This is a genomic window from Lysobacter sp. Soil_C_59, from assembly GCF_057656415.1.
Window position 1 is genome coordinate 540,413 of sequence record NZ_JBDGKK010000003.1, and the last position, 20,484, is coordinate 560,896.

Genomic DNA, 20,484 nt, shown 5'->3' on the forward strand with positions numbered 1-20,484 from the left:
ATTGATCGTTGACGTGGGTCAACCTTCGATCTCCGGCGAGGCGTTTCGCCGTTGATCTGCGTCAACGCGAGGGGGCGTTATCCGCGGCAGTCTTCATGCAACAACTGGAGAGCCGACATGTACAAAGACATCCTTCTTCCCTGCTTCTTTGGCAACCTCCAGCCGCAGGCGCTACGGGCCGCCCGTGCGCTTTCTGGGCCGCTCAACGGCCGCGTGATCGCGCTCGCCGGGGTGAGCATTGTCGCGCCGGTGCCCACTGCCTGGGCGTACTATCCCGCTGGCGTTTACGCGACCATGCACGAGAGTGCCGAGGCCACCACCCAAGCGTTGGCGAGCTCTATTGGTGAACGCCTTGCGCAGAATGAGGGCGATAGCGAGATCCGTGTTTCTGAGCAGTATTGGATGACACCGGCCGAACAGATCATCCCGCACGCACACTGTGCGGACGTGACCGTCCTGGGAGTTGCAAGGGAGTGCCCGTCGCTGGAGGACCGGGCATTCGCCGCCCTGATGATGGAAAGTGGTCGTCCGCTGCTCCTGGTGCCGGCAGAATCCTCCGTCGAAACGTTCGATCGCGTGCTCGTTGCCTGGAAGCCAAGTCGCGAAGCGGCCCGCGCGGTGCACGACGCCTTGCCTGTACTCCAGCGCGCCGGCTCGGTGGAACTGCTGATGGTCGAAGGGAGTTTCAAATCGCCGCCGATGCACGATGCCGGGTGCGTGGAGATCGCGCCGCACCTTCTCCGTCACGGCGTCGACGTGACCCTGGTCCGCCGCAACGACGCCGGGGCGTCAACCGGCGAGGCCATCCTCCACTATGCCCGGGAGATGCGCGCTGATCTGATTGTGGCGGGGGGGTACGGCAGGACACGGGCATCGGAGATTGTTTTCGGCGGAGTCACGCAGACGCTGCTGCGTCATGCGACCGTGCCCGTGCTATTCTCGCACTAGCGCTCGTGCCCAACGTAGCCATCGGCGTCAATGACCGGGTGGGCATCGCCCTGCCCCGTGCCGGTCGGCTCGCTCGTCACCACGACGGTGGCGCCGGGTGAAAGTGCATCGTAGACCTGGCGCGCAAACTCGACCGGCACGCTCAAGGTTCCTGCCTGCACGGCGTGGCGAATGTCGTCGCCGGCAATGCTGCCGTCAACGGCCAGGTCGACCTGCTGCCAGCGCAGTGCCGGTCGCCCCGGAACCAGCTCGCTGTCCCTTGTCTCGGCGCCCTGTAGCAGCACGTACACCTTCGTGCCGAGCGCCGGGTCACCCCGCAAGTCGATGGTTGCACGGCCAATTTCAACGGCATTGCGCATCACGACCATTTCCCGGTCGTGGGTACTCAACACGATCGTCATTGGCCCGGCCGGTGCAAGCTCGGGTCGCCACGACCATTGCGCGTTGGCTGGGGCTGCGCGTGGACGAGGGAGGCCCGTACCTGTTTCCACTGGGGAGAACAGTCCAGGCGCCGCCACGCCTGGCGGCTCGCTGCTGCCATTGGCCACCACCACGGTCATACCCGTTGCCGTGATGCCATAGAGTTTCTCGGCGAACGGGTATGGCAGGCGTATGCAACCGTGCGAAGCCGGGTATCCGGGAAGTTTGCCTGCGTGCAGCGCCACCCCGCTCCAGGTCAGCCGCTGCATGTATGGCATCGGGGCATCATCGTAGAGGTTCGAGTAGTGCTCTCGATGCTTCTGCAGGATGGTGAAAACCCCGGCAGGCGTCTCGTAGCCGCGCCGGCCGCTGCTGATGTTGGCAACGCCGATGCGGATTCCATTGCGGTACGCGTACGCCTTCTGTTCCAAGAGGCTGATCACGATCACCACGGGCCCTTTCGGTGCGAGTTCCGGAAACCACAAGTAGCCAGGCGAAGGCAGGGCCGCGGATCGGGCATCCGTTCCGGAGGGGGGTGCGGTCGCTGGAAGCCACGGGCCGGCCAGTAGCAGCGCGAAGGCCGCAATCGAGCAGGCCCAGCCCTTCACGCCGCGCGCCGGACGCACAGCGCCAGCGCGGCAATTGCTACCACGCTCCCCAGCATTGCCAACAACATGTCCTGCTGGGCATCCCAGGGGTCGCCTTGGGTTCCCAGATAGGCTGCGCCGAGATCGCCGCCAAAGGTCAGCGCCGCAAACCATTCGACCAGTTCATACACAACCGAATGCGACATCACGAACGTCACCGGCAGTATCCAGCGCCACATGCCGACCGGCCGGGCACGGACTGCCAGCAGGTCGACCGCGGCCGGCGTCACCAGCAGGCCATAGAGAAAGTGCAGCAGGCGATCGTAGTGATTCCGCGAGGGTGCGGACGCATGCTGAGGCGAGAAGCCAAACAGCGACTGCGCCCATTGCTCGTAAGGGACCTCTGAGTAGGTGTAGTGGGCTCCGACCTCGTGCAGCAACAGGAACAAGAACAGGGCCCCATAACTGAGGTTGCTCAGTCGCAGCCTCCGGTACGACCACACCAGCAGTGGAATCGCCACCACAACGGCCAGGTTCTCCAGCAGCCAGTCCTGGCGGTAGCGCGGAGCAATCGCCAGCGCCAGCCAGACCACGATGAACACTAGCAGCAGTGTCAGCGGGACGACCGGGCCTGGCCGCGAAGCGAACAACGCGTGGAAGGCTGGCTTGTCGCCACGATTGCCAAGGACGGTCACGGTCGCTCCTGCGGACTACCAAGTCGAATCCTGCCCAATCCATGCGCCCTATCGTTGATGCAGATCAATGCCTGAGAGCGGCGGCCGGGCGAGATTGGCGCTGGGCGTCGAGATCCGGAAGGCCTTGAGATCCCGCCGGCCTTACCCTGCCGCACGAGGATCCCGGACCATGTGGGACACGCTGATTGCCGCGCACGATGGCGCCCGACTTCAGGCACTCGCGGCTATCCTCATCCGTCATGGTTTCGGCGATCTGATTCGCAGATCGGGCATGGCACGCGCACTCGTCCGTGCTGGGCGGGTGCTGCCGCTTGAACGCCTGGAAGAGTTCGTTGCGCTGCCGCCGCCAGTGCGCGTTCGCCTCGCCCTGGAGGAGATGGGCCCATGTTTCGTGAAATTGGGCCAGGTGATGGCTACGCGCGTGGATGTGTTCCCGCCCGAATGGATCGGCGAGCTCAGTCGTCTGCACAATGCGGCACCGGCGGTGCCCTACGACGCGATTCGCGGGGAAATGCTCGCGGCACTCGGCGACGTCCCCGAGTCGGTATTCCAGGCCATCGATCCGATTCCGTTAGCCGCCGCTTCGATCGCGCAGGTACACCGCGCCCGTCTTGCTGATGGGAAGGAAGTGGTGCTCAAAGTGCGTCGCCCCGGCATACGGCCGTTGATCGAAGCCGACCTGCGCCTGCTGCAGTACGCGGCCGGCAAGATCGAGGCGAAGTTCCCGGAAATGCGCCGCTTTCATCCCGTCGGCATGGTGCGTCAGTTCCGGGCATCGTTGACGCGCGAGCTCGACTTGGCCGCCGAATGTCGCCATGCCGAGCGGATTGCCGCGAACTTCGCTCGCGATCCGCGCATGGTGGTTCCAGCGGTGCACTGGCGGTTCACCAGTGAGCGCATGAATGTCCAGGATTTCGTCGCCGGCATTCCGGTGGCCGATGTGGCCGCATTGGAGTCTGCCGGAATCGACCGGCGCGCAGTCGCGCGCACCGGTGCGCAGCTGGTCCTCAAGATGCTGCTGCATGATGGCTTCTTCCACGCGGACCCACACCCAGGCAACGTGTTCGTGCTGGGCAAGGAACGCATCGCTGTCATCGATTTCGGCATGGTCGGGCACCTGTCGCAGGAGCGCCGGGCCCAGGTGGTCGGGTTGCTTTACGGGCTGGTCGAGCGAGATGTCGATCGTGTAACCGGGGTCCTGCTGGACTGGACCGGGCGTTCCGATATCGACGATGCGCAACTGGCGATTGATGTAGACGCATTCCTGGACCGTTATCACGGCGTGCCTCTGGGCGAACTTGACCTGTCGAGCATGCTGCTGGAAGTGACGGCGCTGCTGCGGTCGCACCGGCTCGCACTGCCGGCGGATCTGGCCCTGCTGATCAAGGTCTGTCTCACCCTGGACGGGCTGGGGCGAAGCCTGGATCCGGATTTCGACTTGGCACGCCAGGCTCAGCCTTTCCTGCGCCGAGCGATGTTCACCCATTACGGCCCGCGTGCGATGCTCCTCAGGGGCGACCGCGCGATTGCCGACACGCTGTCCCTGATCGTGGCGCTGCCGCGCGAGATGCGAAGGGCGTTGCGGATGCTCCAGGGCGGCGGACGCCTGCGCTTGCAGGTCGATGATCTGCAGGACGTCGGCCGGCAGCTGAGCCACTCGGCGAACCGGCTCGCCGGCGCGCTTGTGATAGCGGCCCTGATCGTCGGGTCGTCGATCACCATGACCGTCACGGGCGGTCCAACCTTGCTGGGGCTGCCACTGTTCGGGTTGCTGGGTTTCGTCGGCGCGTCGCTGGCGGGAATCTGGTTGCTGGGGTCGATATTGCGCAGCGGTGGTGGCCGTTGACGACGACGCGGGGCCGCGCCGGTTTGTTGATGCAGATCAGAAGGTCCTGTGCCGGACGGCTCGTAATGCGGACATCGTTGACTGGAGCCATCGACATGTTCAAGGACCTCATTCTCCCGCTGACTGATTCTCCAGGCGACGGCAACGCACTTGAGGCCGGGCTAGCACTGGCCAGGCATGCTAATGCACATCTGGCGGTAGCCCGGACGATCTACCTTCCCGCGCCAGTACCCGGCCCGTGGGGCGTCCCACCCGACGCCACGTCGATGCAACGGATCTACGACGAGATCCGCGCCGCGGCCGAAGCCCAGGCGGCCAGCCTACGCGAACGCTTGGCAAGCGAACTGGTCGCCACTGAGGTGCGTTTGATCGAGTCCATGGCCGCAAGTGCGCTGCCGCAGTCGGTGATGCATTCTCACTACGCCGATCTGGTGGTGATGACATCAGCTCAGGGGAGCCAGGCCGATCGTCTGCCCATCCATACATTGTTCGGCACATTGCTGCTCGAGTCCGGGCGACCGTTGCTGGTCGTGCCTCCCAGTTGGAAGGTCTCGTTTCCGCCGCGCCACGCCGTTGTGGCCTGGCGACCGACCCGCGAATCTACGCGGGCGCTGCATGATGCGATGCCACTGTTGCGTACCTGCGCATCGGTCGACGTGGCGGAAGTCGAATCAGGGCCAGTGGAACGCAGTGACGACGGCCAGCAACCGGGTGCCGACATTGCGGCCCATCTGGCCCGGCACGGAGTCAACGTGCGCGTAGTGATCCTCCACCAGCGAGGGGGATCAGTAGCGGGCGAACTAATGGAACACTGCAGCCGCGCCGGCGCCGAACTTCTGGTCGCCGGCGGCTACGGGCATTCGCGGTTTCGCGAATGGGTGCTTGGCGGCACGACCCGGGATCTTCTGGACCTGGCAACGTTGCCCGTCCTCTTCGCGCATTGAGGCAGTGCCGTGGCGCACGGCGGCAATCAACGTGCCGTGTAGCCGCCGTCGATGACAAGTTCGGACCCGGTGATGAAACGGGACTCATCGCAAGCCAAGTAGACCACGCCCCAGGCGATGTCGTCGGGCTCCCCCATGTGGCCCAGCGGATGCAGGAATTCGACATCGTGCCGGGCTTTCTCGATGTCGGTTGCGCCGCTATCGCGCAGGTGCTGTTCGACCATCGGAGTCCAGATGAAGCCGGGATGGATCGAGTTCACGCGGATGCCGTCCTTCGCGTAGAACATCGCGTCTGTCTTGCTCATCAGCCGCACCGCCCCCTTGGAGGCGTGATAAGGCGGTACATCGGCTGCGCCAACCAGCCCGTAGATCGAGGACAGGTTAACGATGCTACCGCCGCCGGACTGACGCAGATGTGTAATGACGTGCTTCGTGCAAAAGAACACGCCCTTGACGTTGACGGCCTGGACGCGATCCCACTCGGCCTCTGTGACTTCATGGGTCGGCTTGGTGACGCCGGCGACCCCGGCATTGTTGACCAGGACATGGATGGCACCGAAGCGATCGGCCACGCCATCGGTGGCCGCGCCGACAGCCTCCTCGTTCGCGACGTCGACGTGCCAGTAGTGAGCCTGCGCACCGCTGGCGCGCAGCTCCTCGGCAAGCGCCGAGCCCTGCTCATCCCGGACGTCGAAAAGCGCTACCTTTGCCCCCTCCTCCGCCAGCCGCTGCACGCACGCCTTGCCGATGCCGACGGCCGCCCCGGTCACGATGCAGACCTTGCCCTTGAGCCGATTCATGCCGCCCTCCGCGCGCTACGCGATCCGGATGTGGTCGGTAACCGACGTGACGCCTGCCACCGACCATGCGGCGTGTTCGGCCGCAGCCCGCTCGAACCAACTGTCGACCGTTCCCTCCAACACCACACCCCCGGCGGAGTCGGACCGGACCCGAATGCCGTTTGCCTCTTCGCGGGCCCGGCGTCGCAGCGCCTCTTCGATGCGCTGCTTGACCATTGGCGCCTGGGGGCGAGGCAGCAATGTGATGTTGTTGGTGATGCCGACGATGCCGTGCAGGTTCTTCAGCGCACTCTCCGCGCTCTCGCGCTGGAATTGCCAGTTGACCTTGCCTTCAAGCGTAATCCAGCCACCGTGCACGGTGACCCGGATCGAGTCCGCCGGCAATGTGGCATCCCATGCCAGTCGCTCGACTGCCTGCAAGGCAATGCTCTCATCGCCAGGGACCTTTCGTCCAAAGCGGACCTCGATATCCTGGACCACTGCCCTGACACCCTTGACGCGCCACGCGGCATGCTCCGCGGCGAGCTTTTCCGCATAGCTCGACACATGCCCGGTCAGGGTGACTACACCATCGGTGACGGCGACCCCCAAGGCCGACGCCTCGATGCTTGGATCGAAATCCAGCTCATCGAGAATCCTCTGGCGAAGAAGTTCACTACTCATGGCACAGCACCGGTATGGCTCGCCGATACGATGTCAGTCATCGCCTGCGGCGATATTGACCTGCATCAACTCTGCGCCTTCATCTGGAAACACGCCCGGGGGCGTCGCCGCCACCATCAGGTCAGATCAACGTCTTCCAGATACTCTGGGACGTGTGCCGACCATCCCAGTTCGTGCCCGATGCGAACGCGCAAAGCGTCCGCAGCATCCGGTTCGCCGTGGGTAATGAAGACACCGCGCGGCGGGCGTGGGGCCGTCCGTAGCCATGCCATGATCTCGTCGGCGTCGGCATGTGCCGAGGCCGTTTGCAATTGCTTGACCTGGGCATTGATCGCCACGTCCTCGCCAAAGATCCGCAGCGACTGGGCGCCGCCGGCCAGTGCCGCGCCACGCGTGCCGCCCGCCTGGTATCCGCACAGGATGATTGCGTTGAGTGGGTCCGGCGCAAATGCCTTCAGGTGGTGCACCACCCGCCCGCCGGTGACCATGCCACTGGCCGAGACGATGATCATCGGACCCTTGCGCCGATTAAGGGCTTTCGACTCTTCGGCCGTGTTAACCAGGCGCGTGATCCGTTTCATGGCCGAAAGTTGGCTCGAGTTCAGTCGGTGGAGGTAGCCATAGCGCTGGTAAAGCCCGCTGACATCGGTCGCCATCGGACTATTCAGGTAGACGGGCACGGCAGGCAACTGACCCTCCTCCAGCAGCTGGGCGATCGAATGCAGGAGTAGCTGCGCGCGCCCGACTGCAAAGGAAGGAATCACCGCTACGCCACCGCGAGACAGCACCGGAGCGAGTGCTGCGCGCAACTCATCGCTCAGCGACAAGGGCGGGTGCGCCCGATTGCCGTAAGTGGCCTCGGTGACGATCCAGTCGGAATCGGTCAGCGGAACGGGCGCCGGCATTAGCGGATCCGCCGGCCGCCCAATGTCGCCGCTGAAAGTGATGGAGGTCTTGGATGCGATCACATGTACGGCAGCCGCACCGAGGATATGCCCCTGGGGCCGCAGGCGTGCGTGAACTCCTGGTACTGGCTCGAACGGCTGGTCGAACGCCATACCGCGCATCTGCTCCAGGCAGCTCTCCACGTCTGCTTCGCTGTAAAGCGGTTCAGCAGGATGGTGGCGCGATGAACCGACACGGTTGGCGTACTCGGCCTCTTCTGCCAGCAAGTGGGCGGAGTCCGGCAGCATGATCCGGCACAGATCGATCGTGGCCAACGTGCACCAGATCGAACCGCGGAACCCCAAGCGCACCAGTCTGGGAAGGTAGCCGCTGTGGTCCAGATGGGCGTGGGTCAACACCACCGCGTCGATGGACGATGGCTCGACGGGGAAATCCTTCCAGTTGCGTAACCTAAGCGGTTTGTAGCCCTGGAACAGGCCGCAGTCGACCAGAATTCGACGCCCGCCCATCTCCAGCAGGTGACGGGAACCCGTCACGGTGGCATTGGCCCCGAGGAAGCGCAGCCTTAGACCATTGTTGTTCGGTGATCGGATGCCCATGAGCGCCCCATTGCCGGGTCGGATGACCGATCCACCTTGGCATCGGGTGGCCTGCCGGTATTGATCTGGATCAGGGCAGCGGCCCGTTACCGATTGTTACAAACCGTTACCGAACCAGGGTTCTGGTGTTTCAATCGCGAGCTACCGTGGCCCCTGAGATCCCCGCATCGGAGTTGCCGTCATGCTGGATTCGCAGAGCATCCATGAAGACTTCGCGATCGCCACGCCGGTTCTGGATTCGCTGCCGGCCTTGACTCGCTGCGCACCGTACCTGCCGGGACTGGAGACCCTGGTGGCCGACTTGCCACTGCACCGTCGGCGCGTACGCGCACGTCAGTATGTATTCCGCGCCGGGCAGGCACGGAACGCGCTCTACCTGGTGCATGCCGGTTTCTTCAAGACGCGGATCCTGAGCGAAGACGGCCGGGAAAAGATCACCGGCTTCCGCCTGCGCGGCGATTTGCTGGGGATGGACGCGCTTGACATGCCCCGGTTCACTTGCGACGCGATCGCGCTGGACGTCGGTGAGGTCTGGGAGCTGCCCTACGGCGAGCTGCGCGAGCGCCTGCCGCAGTTCCAGGAACTGTTGACGGCGATGCTGGCCGGCGAGATCCGGCGAGACTGGAACTGGATGCTCGTGACCGGCAGCCTCAACGCCGATCAGCGGGTGGTTTCGTTCCTGCTGGACCTGTCGGCGCGCCTGCATTCCCTCGGCTTCAGTGCCAGCAGCATGATGCTGCGCATGACCCGTGCGGATGTAGGAAACTTTCTTTCGATCCAGCTCGAGACGGTGGTGCGCGCGCTTTCACGTCTCCAGGCTCGGGGGCTGATCCGCGTGGACCGGCGCGAGATTCGGATCCTCAACGCCGCCGGCCTGCGCGCCTCGTTGGGTGAGGAAGTCATGGAGTGACACTATTGCTGCAGGCACTCCCGAATCGCTTCCGCCAAGTCCTCGCGTCGATAGGGTTTGCGCAGGAGCTCGAAGTCGCTGCGCACATCGTGATCGGTCGTGGCGGTACTCTCGTCATAGCCTGAGGTCAGCAGCACCCGCAGGTTGGGGTGCTGCTCCTTTGCCCACTGCGCCAGCTGATGGCCGGTCATTCCGTTTCCGAGGATGACGTCGCTGAAGAGCAGCGTGATTCCTGGGTTTTCCGACAACAGCGCCATCGCCTGCGTCGTGCTGTCGGCCGACAGGGTCCGGTACCCCAGGGATTGCAGGAAGGCGATGGCAACCGCGCGCACATCGGCCTCGTCTTCGACCACCAGCACCGTCTCGCCGTCGCCGCGCAGGGATGACCGTGTGGGACGAGCAGCAAGGCTGGCGGAGCGCGCCACAGGCAGATAGACCGCGACTGACGTGCCCTCCCCGATTCGGCTCTCGATACCGAGGTAGCCGTTGCTCTGCCGGGCGAAGCCATAGACCATGCTCAGACCCAGTCCGCTGCCGCGCCCTGGATCCTTGGTTGTGAAGAAGGGATCGATCGCGTGGGCCAGCGTTTCGGCCGACATGCCCGTGCCGTTGTCTTCGACGCGGAAGACCACGTAGTGGCCCGGCGCCATGTCCGGAAGTCCTTGTCCGGCAGCGATCCAGCTCTCCTGCGCGGAAACGGTGATGTCGCCACCGGCCGGCAACGCATCTCGGGCATTGAGCACGAGGTTGACCAGCGCCGTCTCCAGGTGAGCGACATCGGCGTAAGCGGCCGGCACCGAGTCCGGGCAGTCAATCGTCAATCTGACCATGTCGCCCAGCGTGCGCTGGAGCAGCATCCCCAATCCCTGCAGCAGCGAGTGCGGCACCACGCCATCGGGCGTCAGGTGCTGGCGTCGGGCAAACGCCAGCAGCTTGGTGGTGAGCTCCGCGCCGCGGGATACGGAACGCAGGCCACCTGCAATCAGTTCCTGGGCACCGGGGCGATCCTGGCACTCCAGCTCCAGCAACTGCAGGCAACCGGACACGACTGTCAACACATTGTTGAAGTCGTGTGCGACGCCTCCCGTCAACTGGCCGATCGCGTCGAGTCGCTGCGCGTGCGCAAGTTGATCTTCGGTGTGGCGGCGCTGCATCAACGCCGCCAGTAGATGGGCCGAGGACTGCAACAGGTGCAGCGCGTCGTGGTCCAGGCCACTGGGGCGGCGCGACAACCCGATCAGCAGCCCTACCGGGCGGTCCCGGCCGAGCAATGGAATCAATACCCCTTGCGCAAACGGCTTGTCATCCGCCTGCAGCGATACGTCGTGCACGATCTCTGGTCGGTCGCCCGACAGGCCGTGGCTGAGCTCGGACCAATGTCGGACCGCCCACGATTGGATGATCTCCGGTTCCGCCCCGAAGGAAGCGGGAACCTCCGTGATAAGGCGATCCAGCCCGATCAGAGCCAGCGCCACAACATCCACGTCCAGTTCGCCTGCCAGCAAAGGCGGCAGGGTCTGGATCAGCCGCTTCTCGTCCGTCGATTCCAGCGCGAGGTGGCCGAGCCTCGCGACCAGCGCATCGTAGCGGGCACGGATGATCGCCTGCCGTGCGCGCTGGCTTTCCGACACGTCACGGATCGACGCCAGGTAGCGTGTACCCAACTCCGTATCCACCGGGCTGAGGGCGATCTCCACTGGGAATTGTTGTCCATCCAGGCGCTGGCCGATGAGGGACTGGCCGGTCTCACCCATCTGGCGAACGCGTGGGTTGCTCATGTAGTCCTGACGATGACGACCATGACGGTGGCGCGAGGCTGCGGGCATCAGCGCCTCGACCTCCAGACCGAGCAACAGCCCCGGGGCGAAGCCGAACAGGCGCTCGGCGTTGGCATTGGCCTGTACGACCTTGCCGTCATCGTCGACCAGGATCAGCGCATCCGGGATGATCTCGAACAACTGCGCGAGCAGGTTGCCAAGGCTCATGACCGTTGGACCGTCACCGCGAAAAGGTAGCCGACGCCGCGAACGGACTGGATCAGTTGCGGGTGCGCGGGGTCGCGCTCGACCTTGCGGCGCAACCGGCCAATCTGCACATCGATCGAGCGATCGAACGGCCCGACATCGCGCCCGTGCAGCGAGTTCATCAACTGGTCGCGCGACAAGGTCTGGTTTGGGTGGTCGACAAGCGTGCACAGAAGTGCGAACTCGCCCGTCGTCAGCGCCGTCGCAGCGCCTTGCCGATCCGTCAACCGGCGCGTCGCCACATCCAGTTGCATGCCATCGAATGCAACCAGACGCGAAGAGGTCGACGCGGAGCGCTCCTCGGGCTGGACGCGGCGCATCACCGATCGCATGCGGGCGAGCAACTCCCTGAAGTCGAACGGCTTGGTGACATAGTCGTCCGCCCCAAGTTCCAGACCGACCACCCGCTCAACGGGCTCGCCACGACCAGTGACCACGATCACCGGGATCCCGTAGGGCTGCAGACGTCTTAACACCATCAGGCCGTCCTCATCAGGCAGGCCCAGGTCGAGCAATATCAGGTCTACAGGGCCGCTCTTGAGGACGAGGTCGAGCTCCAAGCTGCTGCCAGCGATGCTCGTCCGAAAGCCGTTTCCGGCCAGGTAGCGCATGAGCAGAGCGCACACATCCGGATCGTCGTCCACGATCAGGACGTGTGACCGGGTTTCGCTGACGGGACCCTCGGAAGCATGCACGGCGGCGGCTCGGGCTCGTTGGTGGACCCAGCTTACCAACGCAGGGCGGCAGGCGCATCGGTCGCGGAGATTGACCTGGATCAGCAATGCCCGGCACCGTTGGGGCGAGACTTGGTCCGGCTCAACACCGGAGGTGCCCTCATGCGCGATGTCCTCACACTTCTTGCGTCGCACCACGAATGGGACAGCAGCGCCCTGTATGCTGCGCGTCTGTCGGCGAAATTGAAGGCATCGTTGACCGGAGCACTGTGCATCCCTCCTGTTGGTGCCGGGATGGCCGGCGATGTCGGCGGCACGGTCGCGTTGGCGGCGTTACTGCCTCCTCCTGACTTGGACGCACTGGAAGGGAAGAAGCATCGTTTCGGAAGCTGGGCATCCTCGATCGGGGTCGCGCACAGTGATCTGTTGATCTGCCAGACCGACCCGAGTTACGCGCTGCAATCGCTGGGACGATGGCATGACCTGCTTGTGCTGGCTGCTGGTCAGGGTGTGCCCTGGGGTTCGGAACCGGCTTTGGCGGAGATCCTGGTGACGTCACAGCTGCCTTGTCTGGTGGTGCCCCAGAAGTGCCAGCTATCCCCAGACACCGCCTGCATCGCGATCGCTTGGGATGGCTCGCCTGCGGCCGCAGGCGCGGTGCACGCGGCTCTCCCGCTCATGGAGCGAGCCCGGAGGGTGGTCGCATTGGTCGCCAACGACTTGCCACCTCCGGCAGTGTCGCGAGTGCCACAAGTGGACTTGGAGCGCCATCTCGCGCGGCACGGTTTGTCGTGCAATCGCGAGCCAGTCGATCTGGGACGCCATGAGTACGATGGTGCGCCTCTCCTGCACGCGGCATTGGATATTGGTGCCGACCTGATTGTCCTTGGCGCATTCGGACGCTCACGGCTGAGCGAGTGGGTCCTGGGCGGTGTATCTCGCTACATGCTCGAGCACAGTCAGCTGCCAATGCTGATGCGTCACTGACGGCGGTGCCTCACACGGCTCCCTGCGCCCGGCGCTGGTCGCATTCCATTTCCCGGACCTGTTCCTTCAGCATTGCTTCACTGAGCCCACGCAAGCGAAGGGACATGACCGCGCAGATGTCGTCGGCCGATACGATACCGACCAGGTGTCCGTCCTCTCGCACCACCGGCAACCTGCGAACGCCCCGGCAGCGCATGATCTCGATCGCGTCGAACGGATCTTGCAGCTCACGGCAGGTCGCAACTGACGTTGTCATCGTGCTTGCCACGCTCACCAAATCCGCGTCGAGGCCGGCAGCGACCACAGACAGCACGATATCGCGATCGGTCAGGATGCCCACAGGAATGCGCTCGTCGCCTGCGACCACGACAAGCGTACCCACATGGGCCCGCCGCATGGCTTCGGCCGCCTGGCGGATCGACGCATTCAACTGGATGCAGGCCACTTCGCCTGTACAGATGTCACCAACTCGCATACATCACTCCAAGAGCTTCGCCACGATCACTATCGCCAGGCTCCGGCGAGGTGATGTTGATCGGCGTCAATGTCCAGTGCGACGCGGCGTCTTGTCGTTCTGATCTCGGCGGCATGCTCCCGTTATGGAACCAGGCACAGCGCAGAAAACGGGACCAGGTTGAGCAGCAGAATACCGATCTTGTAGACAGCCATGCCCGAGTAGTGGATAGCATCGAAACCTTCCGGCGACAGCTTGAACCAGCGGCTATGCAGCGAATAGAGCCAGTCGCGGGCAAACGCATAGGCACAGAACCAAACCAGCAGGACGGTGTAATTGATCACCGCGCACCAGAGCAGGAGTTCTCTTATCTCGACCAATGTCATGACGTGTCTCCGTTGAATCGCATTGAACAGTCCGCCTTGCGGCGACCCTCCGATGATCCGTGGCAGATCTGCGCAAAGATCTGATCCAGATCAAGATGAAAGGCCCCTCATGCACCTGTAATCGAGCTGCCCGATGAGGGTCGACGGTCGGAGACTCCAGATGGATGATAGGCAACTGCGCCAGCGCGTCGTTGACGAGCTGGCATTTGAGCCGCGCATCGACGCGAGCAGTGTCGTCGTGAAGGCCGAGAATGGCACCATCACCTTGGCCGGTTACACATGCACCTACAGTCAGAAGCTTGCTGCCGAATGCGCGGCCTGGCGGGTGAAAGGCGTGAAGGCCCTGGTACAGGGCATCATTGTCCGCCCTGGGGATGGGCAACAGGTTGGCGACCAAGAGATCCAGGCGCGAGGCCGGGCGCTCCTGGAGTGGGACTGTAGGTTCCCGAACACCATCGAACTGACGGTCAGCCGAGGCTGGATCAATCTGACAGGACAGGTCACTCGGCAGTCCCAGCGCGACGACGCGGAGCAAGCTCTTTCGCACCTCTCTGGTGTTACGGGTATCACCAACAACATTGCGGTTGCCGTCGAGCCGGTTGCTGAACAGGCGCTTCGGGCCAGGCAGTGCATCGAGTACGCACTAAGAAGGAGCTGCGAAGTTCAGGCTCGTCAGATCCGGGTCGGCGTACTGGAGGGGTTGGTAAGCCTCGATGGCGAAGTCAACACATGGAGCGGCCGTATGGCGGCCGAGCGCGCTGCCTGGTCGGCGCCCGGCGTACGAGCGGTTGTCGATCGACTGACAATTCGCTGATCGAAAGGTCCAGGTTGATACCCGTTACCACGTGTAGCCCGATCACGTCACGGCCCTGTGAACACAGGCCGCAATCTGCGAACAGGTTACGGTTGGCGAACGCGTGATGCAATCAATGCCGACGAGACAGCTGCGACCAAGGACGTGGCAATCACGCCTAATCCGGCGACACCAAGCGATAAGGTCGACGCAATCGCCGGAGTGCTCACCGCGATGGCAGTCGTTAAGAGCGTTGTCGCGACGGCCGCACGAGATGCTCGCGTCCGCAAGCTGGTTAGACCCGCCGTGACTCCAGCACTAACAGCGAGCAGTGCCGACAACGCGAACGTCCTGGCCTCAGCTGCATCGGACGTTTCGTGCAATGCAGCCACGTAGGCGCCCGCTACAATCGCGGTGAGCACGGCCCCTCCGATTCCGATCGTGGTTGCTTGCGAGTTGCTGAAGAACCGCGCAGTCTGAGTCGCCACGCGAGCTTCACAACCAGAGCTTTGTGGAAGCTCCTGAAAGACCAGAAGCAACGTTGGGTGAATGACAAGCTCGAGCCACACAATGTGAATCGGCAGAAGGACCAACGGTAGTCCAAACATCGGCACTAATGCTGCGGTTAGTACAAGCGGAATGTGCACCAATAAGAGGTAGGCGAAGGCAGACTGGAGATTGCGGAACAGCTGCCGGCCTTCAGCGATGGCGCGCACAAGTGATCGTAAGTCGTCGTCGAGAAGGACGATGGAGGCGGCTTCGCGAGCACTGCGCGTTCCCCGTTGCCCCATCGATATTCCGACGTCAGCCGCCGACAAGGCAGGCGCGTCGTTCACTCCGTCGCCGGTTACCGCAACAATTTCCCCAGCGCCCCGCAACGACTGCACGAGCGCAAGCTTCTGGGTTGGCAGGCAACGAGCAACCACGTCCACGGACCTCAGTCGAGGGTCCTCACGTAGCGCGGCCTCAAGGGCTTCGCCTTCGATCAGGCGTGGTGGAGTTGCCCCCAAGCCGGATCTACCGGCAATCGCGCTGGCCGTCGCGGCGTGATCTCCCGTTAGCATGATCAGCCTCAGTCCAGCGGCCGCGACGGAAGCGACGGTTTCCCTCGCTTCGGGTCGCAGCGGATCCTCGAATGCGAGCAGTCCAACGAGGGCGAAGCCGCATGAAGGTTCACTTCCATCCCAGCCAGTGATCTCACGTGTAGCGCACGCAATCACCTTACGAGCTTCTTTCGCCTGCTGGACGAGCACGTCGCGCCAGCGACCGCGCATCTCGACTGACATATCGCAAAGTTCAAAGATCGTTTCTGGCGCCCCTTTTGCAAAGGCCAGATGGCGTCCCCCTGCATCTCGCAGAACCGCGACCTCCCTGCGACGCTGCTCGGTGAAGGGGAAATCAGCCATGCAAGCTGACGCCGGTGACAACCGGGCGGGAGCCATTGCACGTGCCTGGTAGGCGAAAATCGCTTGATCTAATGGGTCGCCGCTGTCCTGGCGTGACGCGGCTACTGCAGCCGCGATGAGACTTTCCTCATTGCTGTCATCGCTTGCCAGCAGCGCCACCAGTCGCAACTCACCAACGGTCAGGGTTCCAGTCTTGTCAGTGCACAGGCAGGTCACCCTTCCGATGTTCTCGACCACTGCGGCACGCCGTACCAGCGCCTGGCGTCTGGCTAGCCGATACACGCCCACACCCAGGAAGAATGCGAAAGCGACTGGAAACTCCTCGGGCAAGGCGGCGACGGCAAGCGTCGCCCCACTGACAAGGGCATCAACTGCGCCATGGCCCTGGCCTAGCCGCACTCCGGCGAGCAGCAGGCAAAGGGCGGCTGCCGCAATGACAAGTCGACCGACGAGTCGATCAAGCGATCGCTGCAGCGGCGTCCTCTCGACGCCTCCCGTCTTCGTCAGTCGCGCGATCTCGCCGTACAGCGTGTCCTTTCCCGTCAGTAAAACGCGCACGTGCGCAGTTCCAGCAAGCATACGGGTGCCGGCTGCGATCCAGTGCTCGTCGTCAACTCGGTCGTCCTCAGGAACGCCACACAGTGCATGCTTGCGCACCGGCATCGACTCGCCGGTGAGTGCAGATTCGTCCAACTGGACGTTCTCTGCCTGAACCACGACACCATCCGCCGCAGCATGATCGCCAGGTCGTACCTCCAACAGGTCTCCGGGAGCGACGGACGTAGCGGCAACTTCGATCCATCTACGATCGCGGAGCACTCGAGCATGCGGATCAAGCCGGCTTGCCAGGCTGGCAGTACTGGCCTGCGTGCGCCAGTGCAACCAAGCATCCATACCCAGTATGGGCAGCAGCGCGGCCGCAAGTACCATCGCCTCCGCGTGATCTCCCAGCCACTGGAACAGTGCTGCTGTGGCCAGTAGGAACCAAAGCATAGGGTCGCGTATGGTGTCGAGCACAATGGCGCTCCAGCCCGATGTGGCCGCTCCGACTATGTCGTTGTTGCCGAAGTGGCGAAGCGCCTCTGCCGCAGCTTCACTATCGAGGCCTGCCTTACCAGAAGACAGGAACGGAAGGCGGTCTGGTGGCACGCGATGTTGCATGTGGTCCTCTTACATCCATCAAGTGGGACGCGATGTCCCCCGCCAACCGGTGAAGATTCTCGATTGGATTCATGCGACCGTAGATCCCTCGGCGCGACCTGGTCCTCTCAAGACAGTGGGCAAGCATCGATACGTAGCTTCCAGTCCATACCGGTGGATTGATTGACCCAGATCAAGTTCGGGTAGCGGTTCCGGGCTTAGGGTGCACCATGCAACCTGGCGCGCGGCTTGGTAGCGCCAGCCTCACGAGTTCGGCTGACAATGAATGCTGCCCCCCAGTACCGATATCCCCTGCTTCTTCGCTGGATTCACTGGCTCAGCGTGGTCCTGATCACAATTGCCTACGTCAGTACTGAGTCAGCAGAAGGGCATGGCGGGTCCAGTGAAGCAAGTACAAACTGGCACGTACTTGCCGGACTTGGCGTGCTGGTGATGTTCGTGCCACGAGTGCTGGCGCGATTGTGGGTACGGGAAGTGCCCAGCATGCATTCCAGCCTGATGGAGAGGTTCCTGACACGCACCGTGCATCTGGCATTGCTGCTATTCATGGTAGTGCAGCCTGCAATCGGGCTACTGATCTCATGGGCTGATGGGGATCCGCTGACCGTGCCACTGCTGGGCTGGGAGATTCCGCCACTTCTGATAGCGGGCGAGAGAATGGAGGGGACACTCGAGGAGTTGCACGAGGTTATCGGCAATGTGTTCTATGGGGTAATTGGCCTGCACGTGCTAGCTGCGCTTTGGCACCAGATCGTTCGCCGAGACGGCGTCCTTCGGCGGATGCTATGAAGGGCGCCTCACCTGTAGGGGCTGAGTCAGCACGACTTACGGCAGACTCCCACGCAAAGCCGTTCTGAGACTGAATGCGGACCCCGCACATTTGCCAGAATTTCACTTGGTATAGTCCCAGTTGCGGCAACACGTCGCATGCCCACTTCTCCGGACGACCAAGGATCCTATTTCGCTCGAAGACCTCGCACTATTGGAGGTGTTAACAAGGATCTCCCAGCATTCCGCTCTGACTGATGATGACTCCGTCGTCCGAGACCGAATGATCGAGAGTGGGTTGGTGGTTGAGGACGAGGAAGGGCTGGCACTGACTTCGGCCGGGATTGAGATGTGCAAGTCCCTGCAGCATCGGGCGGCCGCCGACGCACAGGTGGCCAAGATTCTCCAGCAGCGCCAGAACAGTGACGACGCCTCAGCGGGTTAGAGACGCTTTAGGGCTTGGCACGTCGGTCCTTCCCGACCCGCTCCTTGATCTCCGCGCGGGAATTGCCGTAGCGCGGCCTGTCCGCTTTGGGTCGGAAGCGGACATTAGCACCGGCCCTGGTCTCCGCCCTGCCCCGATGTCCGCTCTCGGCCATAGCGGACATGGAGCTTAGCCCGCAGCACTCGACCTAACTTCTGTGTGAAGACGTCGTCGCCAATGAGTCAACCGACTCCACAGTCATAGCAGGAGAAGAGGATCGGAGAACGTGGCGTGCTCGTTCCAGCAACATGGGACGTTGGAAGATCGTTGCATAGCGGAAAGGCCAGTCAGCCCGCGATTCATCGAAGGGCTCCAAAGACCATCGGGTCCAAGGCCAATCTTGCTTGGTCGGATCGGCTTCGTGGATGCACTGCGCATCCTCCGTTATGGGAAGCAACCCGAGCACCTTTACCACCCGTGCTTTCAGGTCGAGATCGATCCCGTCTACGATGAGATGGCCTCCCGGCGTGAGTAGGTTCGCCACATTGCGAAGGCACCTCTCCGCCAATTCCGGCCCCATCGGCCCGAGGAAGTTGCAGGCGAGTACGACGTCCTGCAGTCCATGCCGATCTGACAGCCCAGGGTCGGCCGCGTCGTCGACGTACCAGGATGTGCCGGCACGGATGGCGTCCTTGACCCGATAGGCACCGTTCGGACAGAGGTCAAATATCTCATTGATGGCTTCTGCTGATGTCGACAGAACTTTGTTCCCATCGACCCACAAAGTACCACCGGATGACGACGGCGCTTCTAGGCGATAGGTTGCTTGCCGTGCCGATGCAACAGCGTCAGGAACTATGTCGATGCCTCTCGCGTCGACTGATATGTCCGGTTGCTGTTGGCGTAAGAGCCAAAGCAATGAGTAGAGCTCAGCCCCTACACTGCAGCCAACCGATATGACGCGCAGGGGCGTCCTTGCATGCCGTGCGCTGCAGATCAGATCCGTCGCCAATGCCATCTGTGGCGGATTGCGCAAGAACCACGTGTAGTGAGACTGAGATAGGTCGGTGTGCCGCACGTAATGGTTGTAGATGGCGCCTCCCAAACGGCGCATTGGCCTGCTCGCGAGGACATCAGGAGGAAGTCGCTGCCAGAATCGGCGCGCAAACGTCAACAGCGGGGCTGCGAGCTGCCCGTTCGAATTGATATTCATGGTGTCCATCGTCCAATCCGGGGGATTGGTCACCGATCCGGACGCCTTGCTCGATGCCGGGGGGCACCGAGTAGCTACAGGCGCACCCACGGCCCGCCTTCAACCAAGCAGGTCGATGGACACTCCAGCAGATGCCGGACACGCTAGGCGCCGAAAGCTTCTTCGATCAGTGACGGGGAGTCTGGGAACCTAAGCGATTGGCGGACGGAATGGCACCGCGCATCTGCCGGCAGGAACGTCGCGGCCAGGCAGTTTGAAGATCGTGGACGTTGTCATCACGATTACGCACATCGGGGAGACCGAATGGACATCGGCCGCCATGATCACGGCGTGGTGGTGCAGAAGGCCGTGGGATCCTGATGCGTGGCCGGGATCTGGGCTAGGAGAGGCAGAGTTCCCGAGCTCCGCCCCATGGTCATGGTCATGGTCGTGGCCCCAAATGGCGGCCGCGGCGTGTTCGACTTCGTGTAGCTGCCCGGCAGCAATCAAGACCGGCTGCGTCGCCAGCCCCAGCAGAAGCAGCGTCATGAAGCAGGCACGCAGAACTGACACGAGTTGTCGGGGACGTGGAAGCATGGCCGCTCATTAGGTTGCAGCACTTGTTCCAACGTGGCCGGCCCGCGGGGCCGGCCATCTTGTTTTGGGGTCGAGGCCATGCACCTCATGTGATCTGCAGATGCGCAGAAACAACCCTTTAGACAAGGGATACCGAACGAGGCTTACATTCGCTGCGTCATGGTCCGCCTTGGGTCGGGAGCGGACACCAGCAGCACCGCCGCCGTCCCTCCCGGCCATATGTCCGTATATGGACTCCTCCTCTTGCTGCAAGCATCCTGCATCCGGCGCCCTAGTCGACTGCGCACGTATATCCGGCCT

The 20,484-nt window shown here is 63.1% G+C and carries 18 protein-coding genes; 7 read left to right on the plus strand and 11 right to left on the minus strand.

Going from position 1 to position 20,484, the window contains the following annotated elements:
- Positions 1-117 precede the first annotated feature (117 nt).
- A complete protein-coding gene (locus tag AC3A3Q_RS09190) occupies positions 118-948 on the plus strand; it encodes a universal stress protein (protein WP_487585948.1) in 831 nt (276 codons plus the stop codon).
- Here AC3A3Q_RS09190 and AC3A3Q_RS09195 read toward each other — a convergent pair.
- Entirely contained in the window at positions 945-1,994 is a 1,050-nt protein-coding gene (locus AC3A3Q_RS09195) for a L,D-transpeptidase (RefSeq protein ID WP_487585949.1), read from the minus strand. The genes AC3A3Q_RS09190 and AC3A3Q_RS09195 overlap by 4 nt on opposite strands.
- A complete protein-coding gene (locus tag AC3A3Q_RS09200; RefSeq protein ID WP_487585950.1) occupies positions 1,973-2,650 on the minus strand; it encodes a DUF2238 domain-containing protein in 678 nt (225 codons plus the stop codon). Before AC3A3Q_RS09200 ends, AC3A3Q_RS09195 begins: the two co-directional genes overlap by 22 nt.
- A gap of 169 nt (positions 2,651-2,819) precedes the next feature.
- On the opposite strand from AC3A3Q_RS09200, the gene AC3A3Q_RS09205 reads away from it, so the two are divergent.
- Positions 2,820-4,496: an ABC1 kinase family protein gene (locus AC3A3Q_RS09205; RefSeq protein WP_487585951.1), complete on the plus strand. Its 1,677-nt coding sequence runs from the start codon at positions 2,820-2,822 to the stop codon at positions 4,494-4,496.
- 95 nt (positions 4,497-4,591) lie between these two features.
- Complete coding sequence (locus AC3A3Q_RS09210; protein WP_487585952.1) at positions 4,592-5,440, plus strand: universal stress protein; 849 nt, start codon at positions 4,592-4,594, stop codon at positions 5,438-5,440.
- A 26-nt stretch (positions 5,441-5,466) separates the two neighbouring features.
- On the opposite strand, the gene AC3A3Q_RS09215 is transcribed toward AC3A3Q_RS09210, so the two are convergent.
- From AC3A3Q_RS09215 to AC3A3Q_RS09225, 3 genes are all read right to left on the minus strand, one after another.
- Complete coding sequence (locus AC3A3Q_RS09215; RefSeq protein WP_487585953.1) at positions 5,467-6,240, minus strand: SDR family NAD(P)-dependent oxidoreductase; 774 nt, start codon at positions 6,238-6,240, stop codon at positions 5,467-5,469.
- 15 nt (positions 6,241-6,255) lie between these two features.
- Complete coding sequence (locus tag AC3A3Q_RS09220; protein WP_487585954.1) at positions 6,256-6,903, minus strand: BON domain-containing protein; 648 nt, start codon at positions 6,901-6,903, stop codon at positions 6,256-6,258.
- Between the two features lie 116 nt (positions 6,904-7,019).
- Positions 7,020-8,408 (minus strand): MBL fold metallo-hydrolase RNA specificity domain-containing protein, encoded by a 1,389-nt coding sequence (locus AC3A3Q_RS09225; protein WP_487585955.1) that lies wholly within the window; start codon positions 8,406-8,408, stop codon positions 7,020-7,022.
- A gap of 181 nt (positions 8,409-8,589) precedes the next feature.
- On the opposite strand from AC3A3Q_RS09225, the gene AC3A3Q_RS09230 reads away from it, so the two are divergent.
- A complete protein-coding gene (locus AC3A3Q_RS09230) occupies positions 8,590-9,318 on the plus strand; it encodes a helix-turn-helix domain-containing protein (protein ID WP_487585956.1) in 729 nt (242 codons plus the stop codon).
- 2 nt (positions 9,319-9,320) lie between these two features.
- Here AC3A3Q_RS09230 and AC3A3Q_RS09235 read toward each other — a convergent pair whose 3' ends face one another.
- Both AC3A3Q_RS09235 and AC3A3Q_RS09240 read right to left on the minus strand, forming a co-directional pair.
- Complete coding sequence (locus AC3A3Q_RS09235) at positions 9,321-11,303, minus strand: ATP-binding protein (protein ID WP_487585957.1); 1,983 nt, start codon at positions 11,301-11,303, stop codon at positions 9,321-9,323.
- The gene (locus tag AC3A3Q_RS09240; RefSeq protein ID WP_487585958.1) at positions 11,300-12,124 is read right to left on the minus strand and encodes a response regulator; all 825 of its coding nucleotides are present in this window, start codon (positions 12,122-12,124) and stop codon (positions 11,300-11,302) included. Before AC3A3Q_RS09240 ends, AC3A3Q_RS09235 begins: the two co-directional genes overlap by 4 nt.
- 54 nt (positions 12,125-12,178) lie before the next feature.
- Between AC3A3Q_RS09240 and AC3A3Q_RS09245 the strand changes: the two genes are divergently transcribed.
- The gene (locus AC3A3Q_RS09245; protein WP_487585959.1) at positions 12,179-13,003 is read left to right on the plus strand and encodes a universal stress protein; all 825 of its coding nucleotides are present in this window, start codon (positions 12,179-12,181) and stop codon (positions 13,001-13,003) included.
- Between the two features lie 10 nt (positions 13,004-13,013).
- Here AC3A3Q_RS09245 and AC3A3Q_RS09250 read toward each other — a convergent pair whose 3' ends face one another.
- Both AC3A3Q_RS09250 and AC3A3Q_RS09255 read right to left on the minus strand, forming a co-directional pair.
- Positions 13,014-13,478: a CBS domain-containing protein gene (locus AC3A3Q_RS09250; RefSeq protein WP_487585960.1), complete on the minus strand. Its 465-nt coding sequence runs from the start codon at positions 13,476-13,478 to the stop codon at positions 13,014-13,016.
- 122 nt (positions 13,479-13,600) lie between these two features.
- Entirely contained in the window at positions 13,601-13,843 is a 243-nt protein-coding gene (locus AC3A3Q_RS09255) for a DUF6868 family protein (protein WP_487585961.1), read from the minus strand.
- Positions 13,844-14,003: 160 nt separating this feature from the next.
- Here AC3A3Q_RS09255 and AC3A3Q_RS09260 point away from each other — a divergent pair, with 160 nt between their 5' ends.
- The gene (locus AC3A3Q_RS09260; RefSeq protein ID WP_487585962.1) at positions 14,004-14,657 is read left to right on the plus strand and encodes a BON domain-containing protein; all 654 of its coding nucleotides are present in this window, start codon (positions 14,004-14,006) and stop codon (positions 14,655-14,657) included.
- 86 nt (positions 14,658-14,743) lie between these two features.
- On the opposite strand, the gene AC3A3Q_RS09265 is transcribed toward AC3A3Q_RS09260, so the two are convergent.
- On the minus strand, positions 14,744-17,203 hold the full coding sequence (locus tag AC3A3Q_RS09265) for a cation-translocating P-type ATPase (protein WP_487585963.1): 2,460 nt from the start codon (positions 17,201-17,203) through the stop codon (positions 14,744-14,746).
- Between the two features lie 261 nt (positions 17,204-17,464).
- On the opposite strand from AC3A3Q_RS09265, the gene AC3A3Q_RS09270 reads away from it, so the two are divergent.
- Positions 17,465-17,992, plus strand: a complete 528-nt coding sequence (locus tag AC3A3Q_RS09270) for a cytochrome b (RefSeq protein ID WP_487585964.1) — start codon at positions 17,465-17,467, stop codon at positions 17,990-17,992.
- Between the two features lie 611 nt (positions 17,993-18,603).
- Here AC3A3Q_RS09270 and AC3A3Q_RS09275 read toward each other — a convergent pair.
- Complete coding sequence (locus AC3A3Q_RS09275) at positions 18,604-19,617, minus strand: CheR family methyltransferase (protein WP_487585965.1); 1,014 nt, start codon at positions 19,615-19,617, stop codon at positions 18,604-18,606.
- Between the last annotated feature and the right edge of the window lie 867 nt (positions 19,618-20,484).

What these genes read in the sequence shown, in the direction of transcription:
- AC3A3Q_RS09205 (WP_487585951.1), top strand. Translation starts at nt 2,820, where the DNA reads ATGTGGGACACGCTGATTGCCGCGCACGATGGCGCCCGACTTCAGGCA.
- AC3A3Q_RS09220 (WP_487585954.1), bottom strand. Translation starts at nt 6,903, where the DNA reads ATGAGTAGTGAACTTCTTCGCCAGAGGATTCTCGATGAGCTGGATTTC.
- AC3A3Q_RS09265 (WP_487585963.1), bottom strand. Translation starts at nt 17,203, where the DNA reads ATGCAACATCGCGTGCCACCAGACCGCCTTCCGTTCCTGTCTTCTGGT.
- AC3A3Q_RS09230 (WP_487585956.1), top strand. Translation starts at nt 8,590, where the DNA reads ATGCTGGATTCGCAGAGCATCCATGAAGACTTCGCGATCGCCACGCCG.
- AC3A3Q_RS09250 (WP_487585960.1), bottom strand. Translation starts at nt 13,478, where the DNA reads ATGCGAGTTGGTGACATCTGTACAGGCGAAGTGGCCTGCATCCAGTTG.
- AC3A3Q_RS09190 (WP_487585948.1), top strand. Translation starts at nt 118, where the DNA reads ATGTACAAAGACATCCTTCTTCCCTGCTTCTTTGGCAACCTCCAGCCG.
- AC3A3Q_RS09245 (WP_487585959.1), top strand. Translation starts at nt 12,179, where the DNA reads ATGCGCGATGTCCTCACACTTCTTGCGTCGCACCACGAATGGGACAGC.
- AC3A3Q_RS09275 (WP_487585965.1), bottom strand. Translation starts at nt 19,617, where the DNA reads ATGGACACCATGAATATCAATTCGAACGGGCAGCTCGCAGCCCCGCTG.
- AC3A3Q_RS09255 (WP_487585961.1), bottom strand. Translation starts at nt 13,843, where the DNA reads ATGACATTGGTCGAGATAAGAGAACTCCTGCTCTGGTGCGCGGTGATC.
- AC3A3Q_RS09235 (WP_487585957.1), bottom strand. Translation starts at nt 11,303, where the DNA reads ATGAGCCTTGGCAACCTGCTCGCGCAGTTGTTCGAGATCATCCCGGAT.
- AC3A3Q_RS09225 (WP_487585955.1), bottom strand. Translation starts at nt 8,408, where the DNA reads ATGGGCATCCGATCACCGAACAACAATGGTCTAAGGCTGCGCTTCCTC.
- AC3A3Q_RS09270 (WP_487585964.1), top strand. Translation starts at nt 17,465, where the DNA reads ATGAATGCTGCCCCCCAGTACCGATATCCCCTGCTTCTTCGCTGGATT.
- AC3A3Q_RS09260 (WP_487585962.1), top strand. Translation starts at nt 14,004, where the DNA reads ATGGATGATAGGCAACTGCGCCAGCGCGTCGTTGACGAGCTGGCATTT.
- AC3A3Q_RS09210 (WP_487585952.1), top strand. Translation starts at nt 4,592, where the DNA reads ATGTTCAAGGACCTCATTCTCCCGCTGACTGATTCTCCAGGCGACGGC.
- AC3A3Q_RS09215 (WP_487585953.1), bottom strand. Translation starts at nt 6,240, where the DNA reads ATGAATCGGCTCAAGGGCAAGGTCTGCATCGTGACCGGGGCGGCCGTC.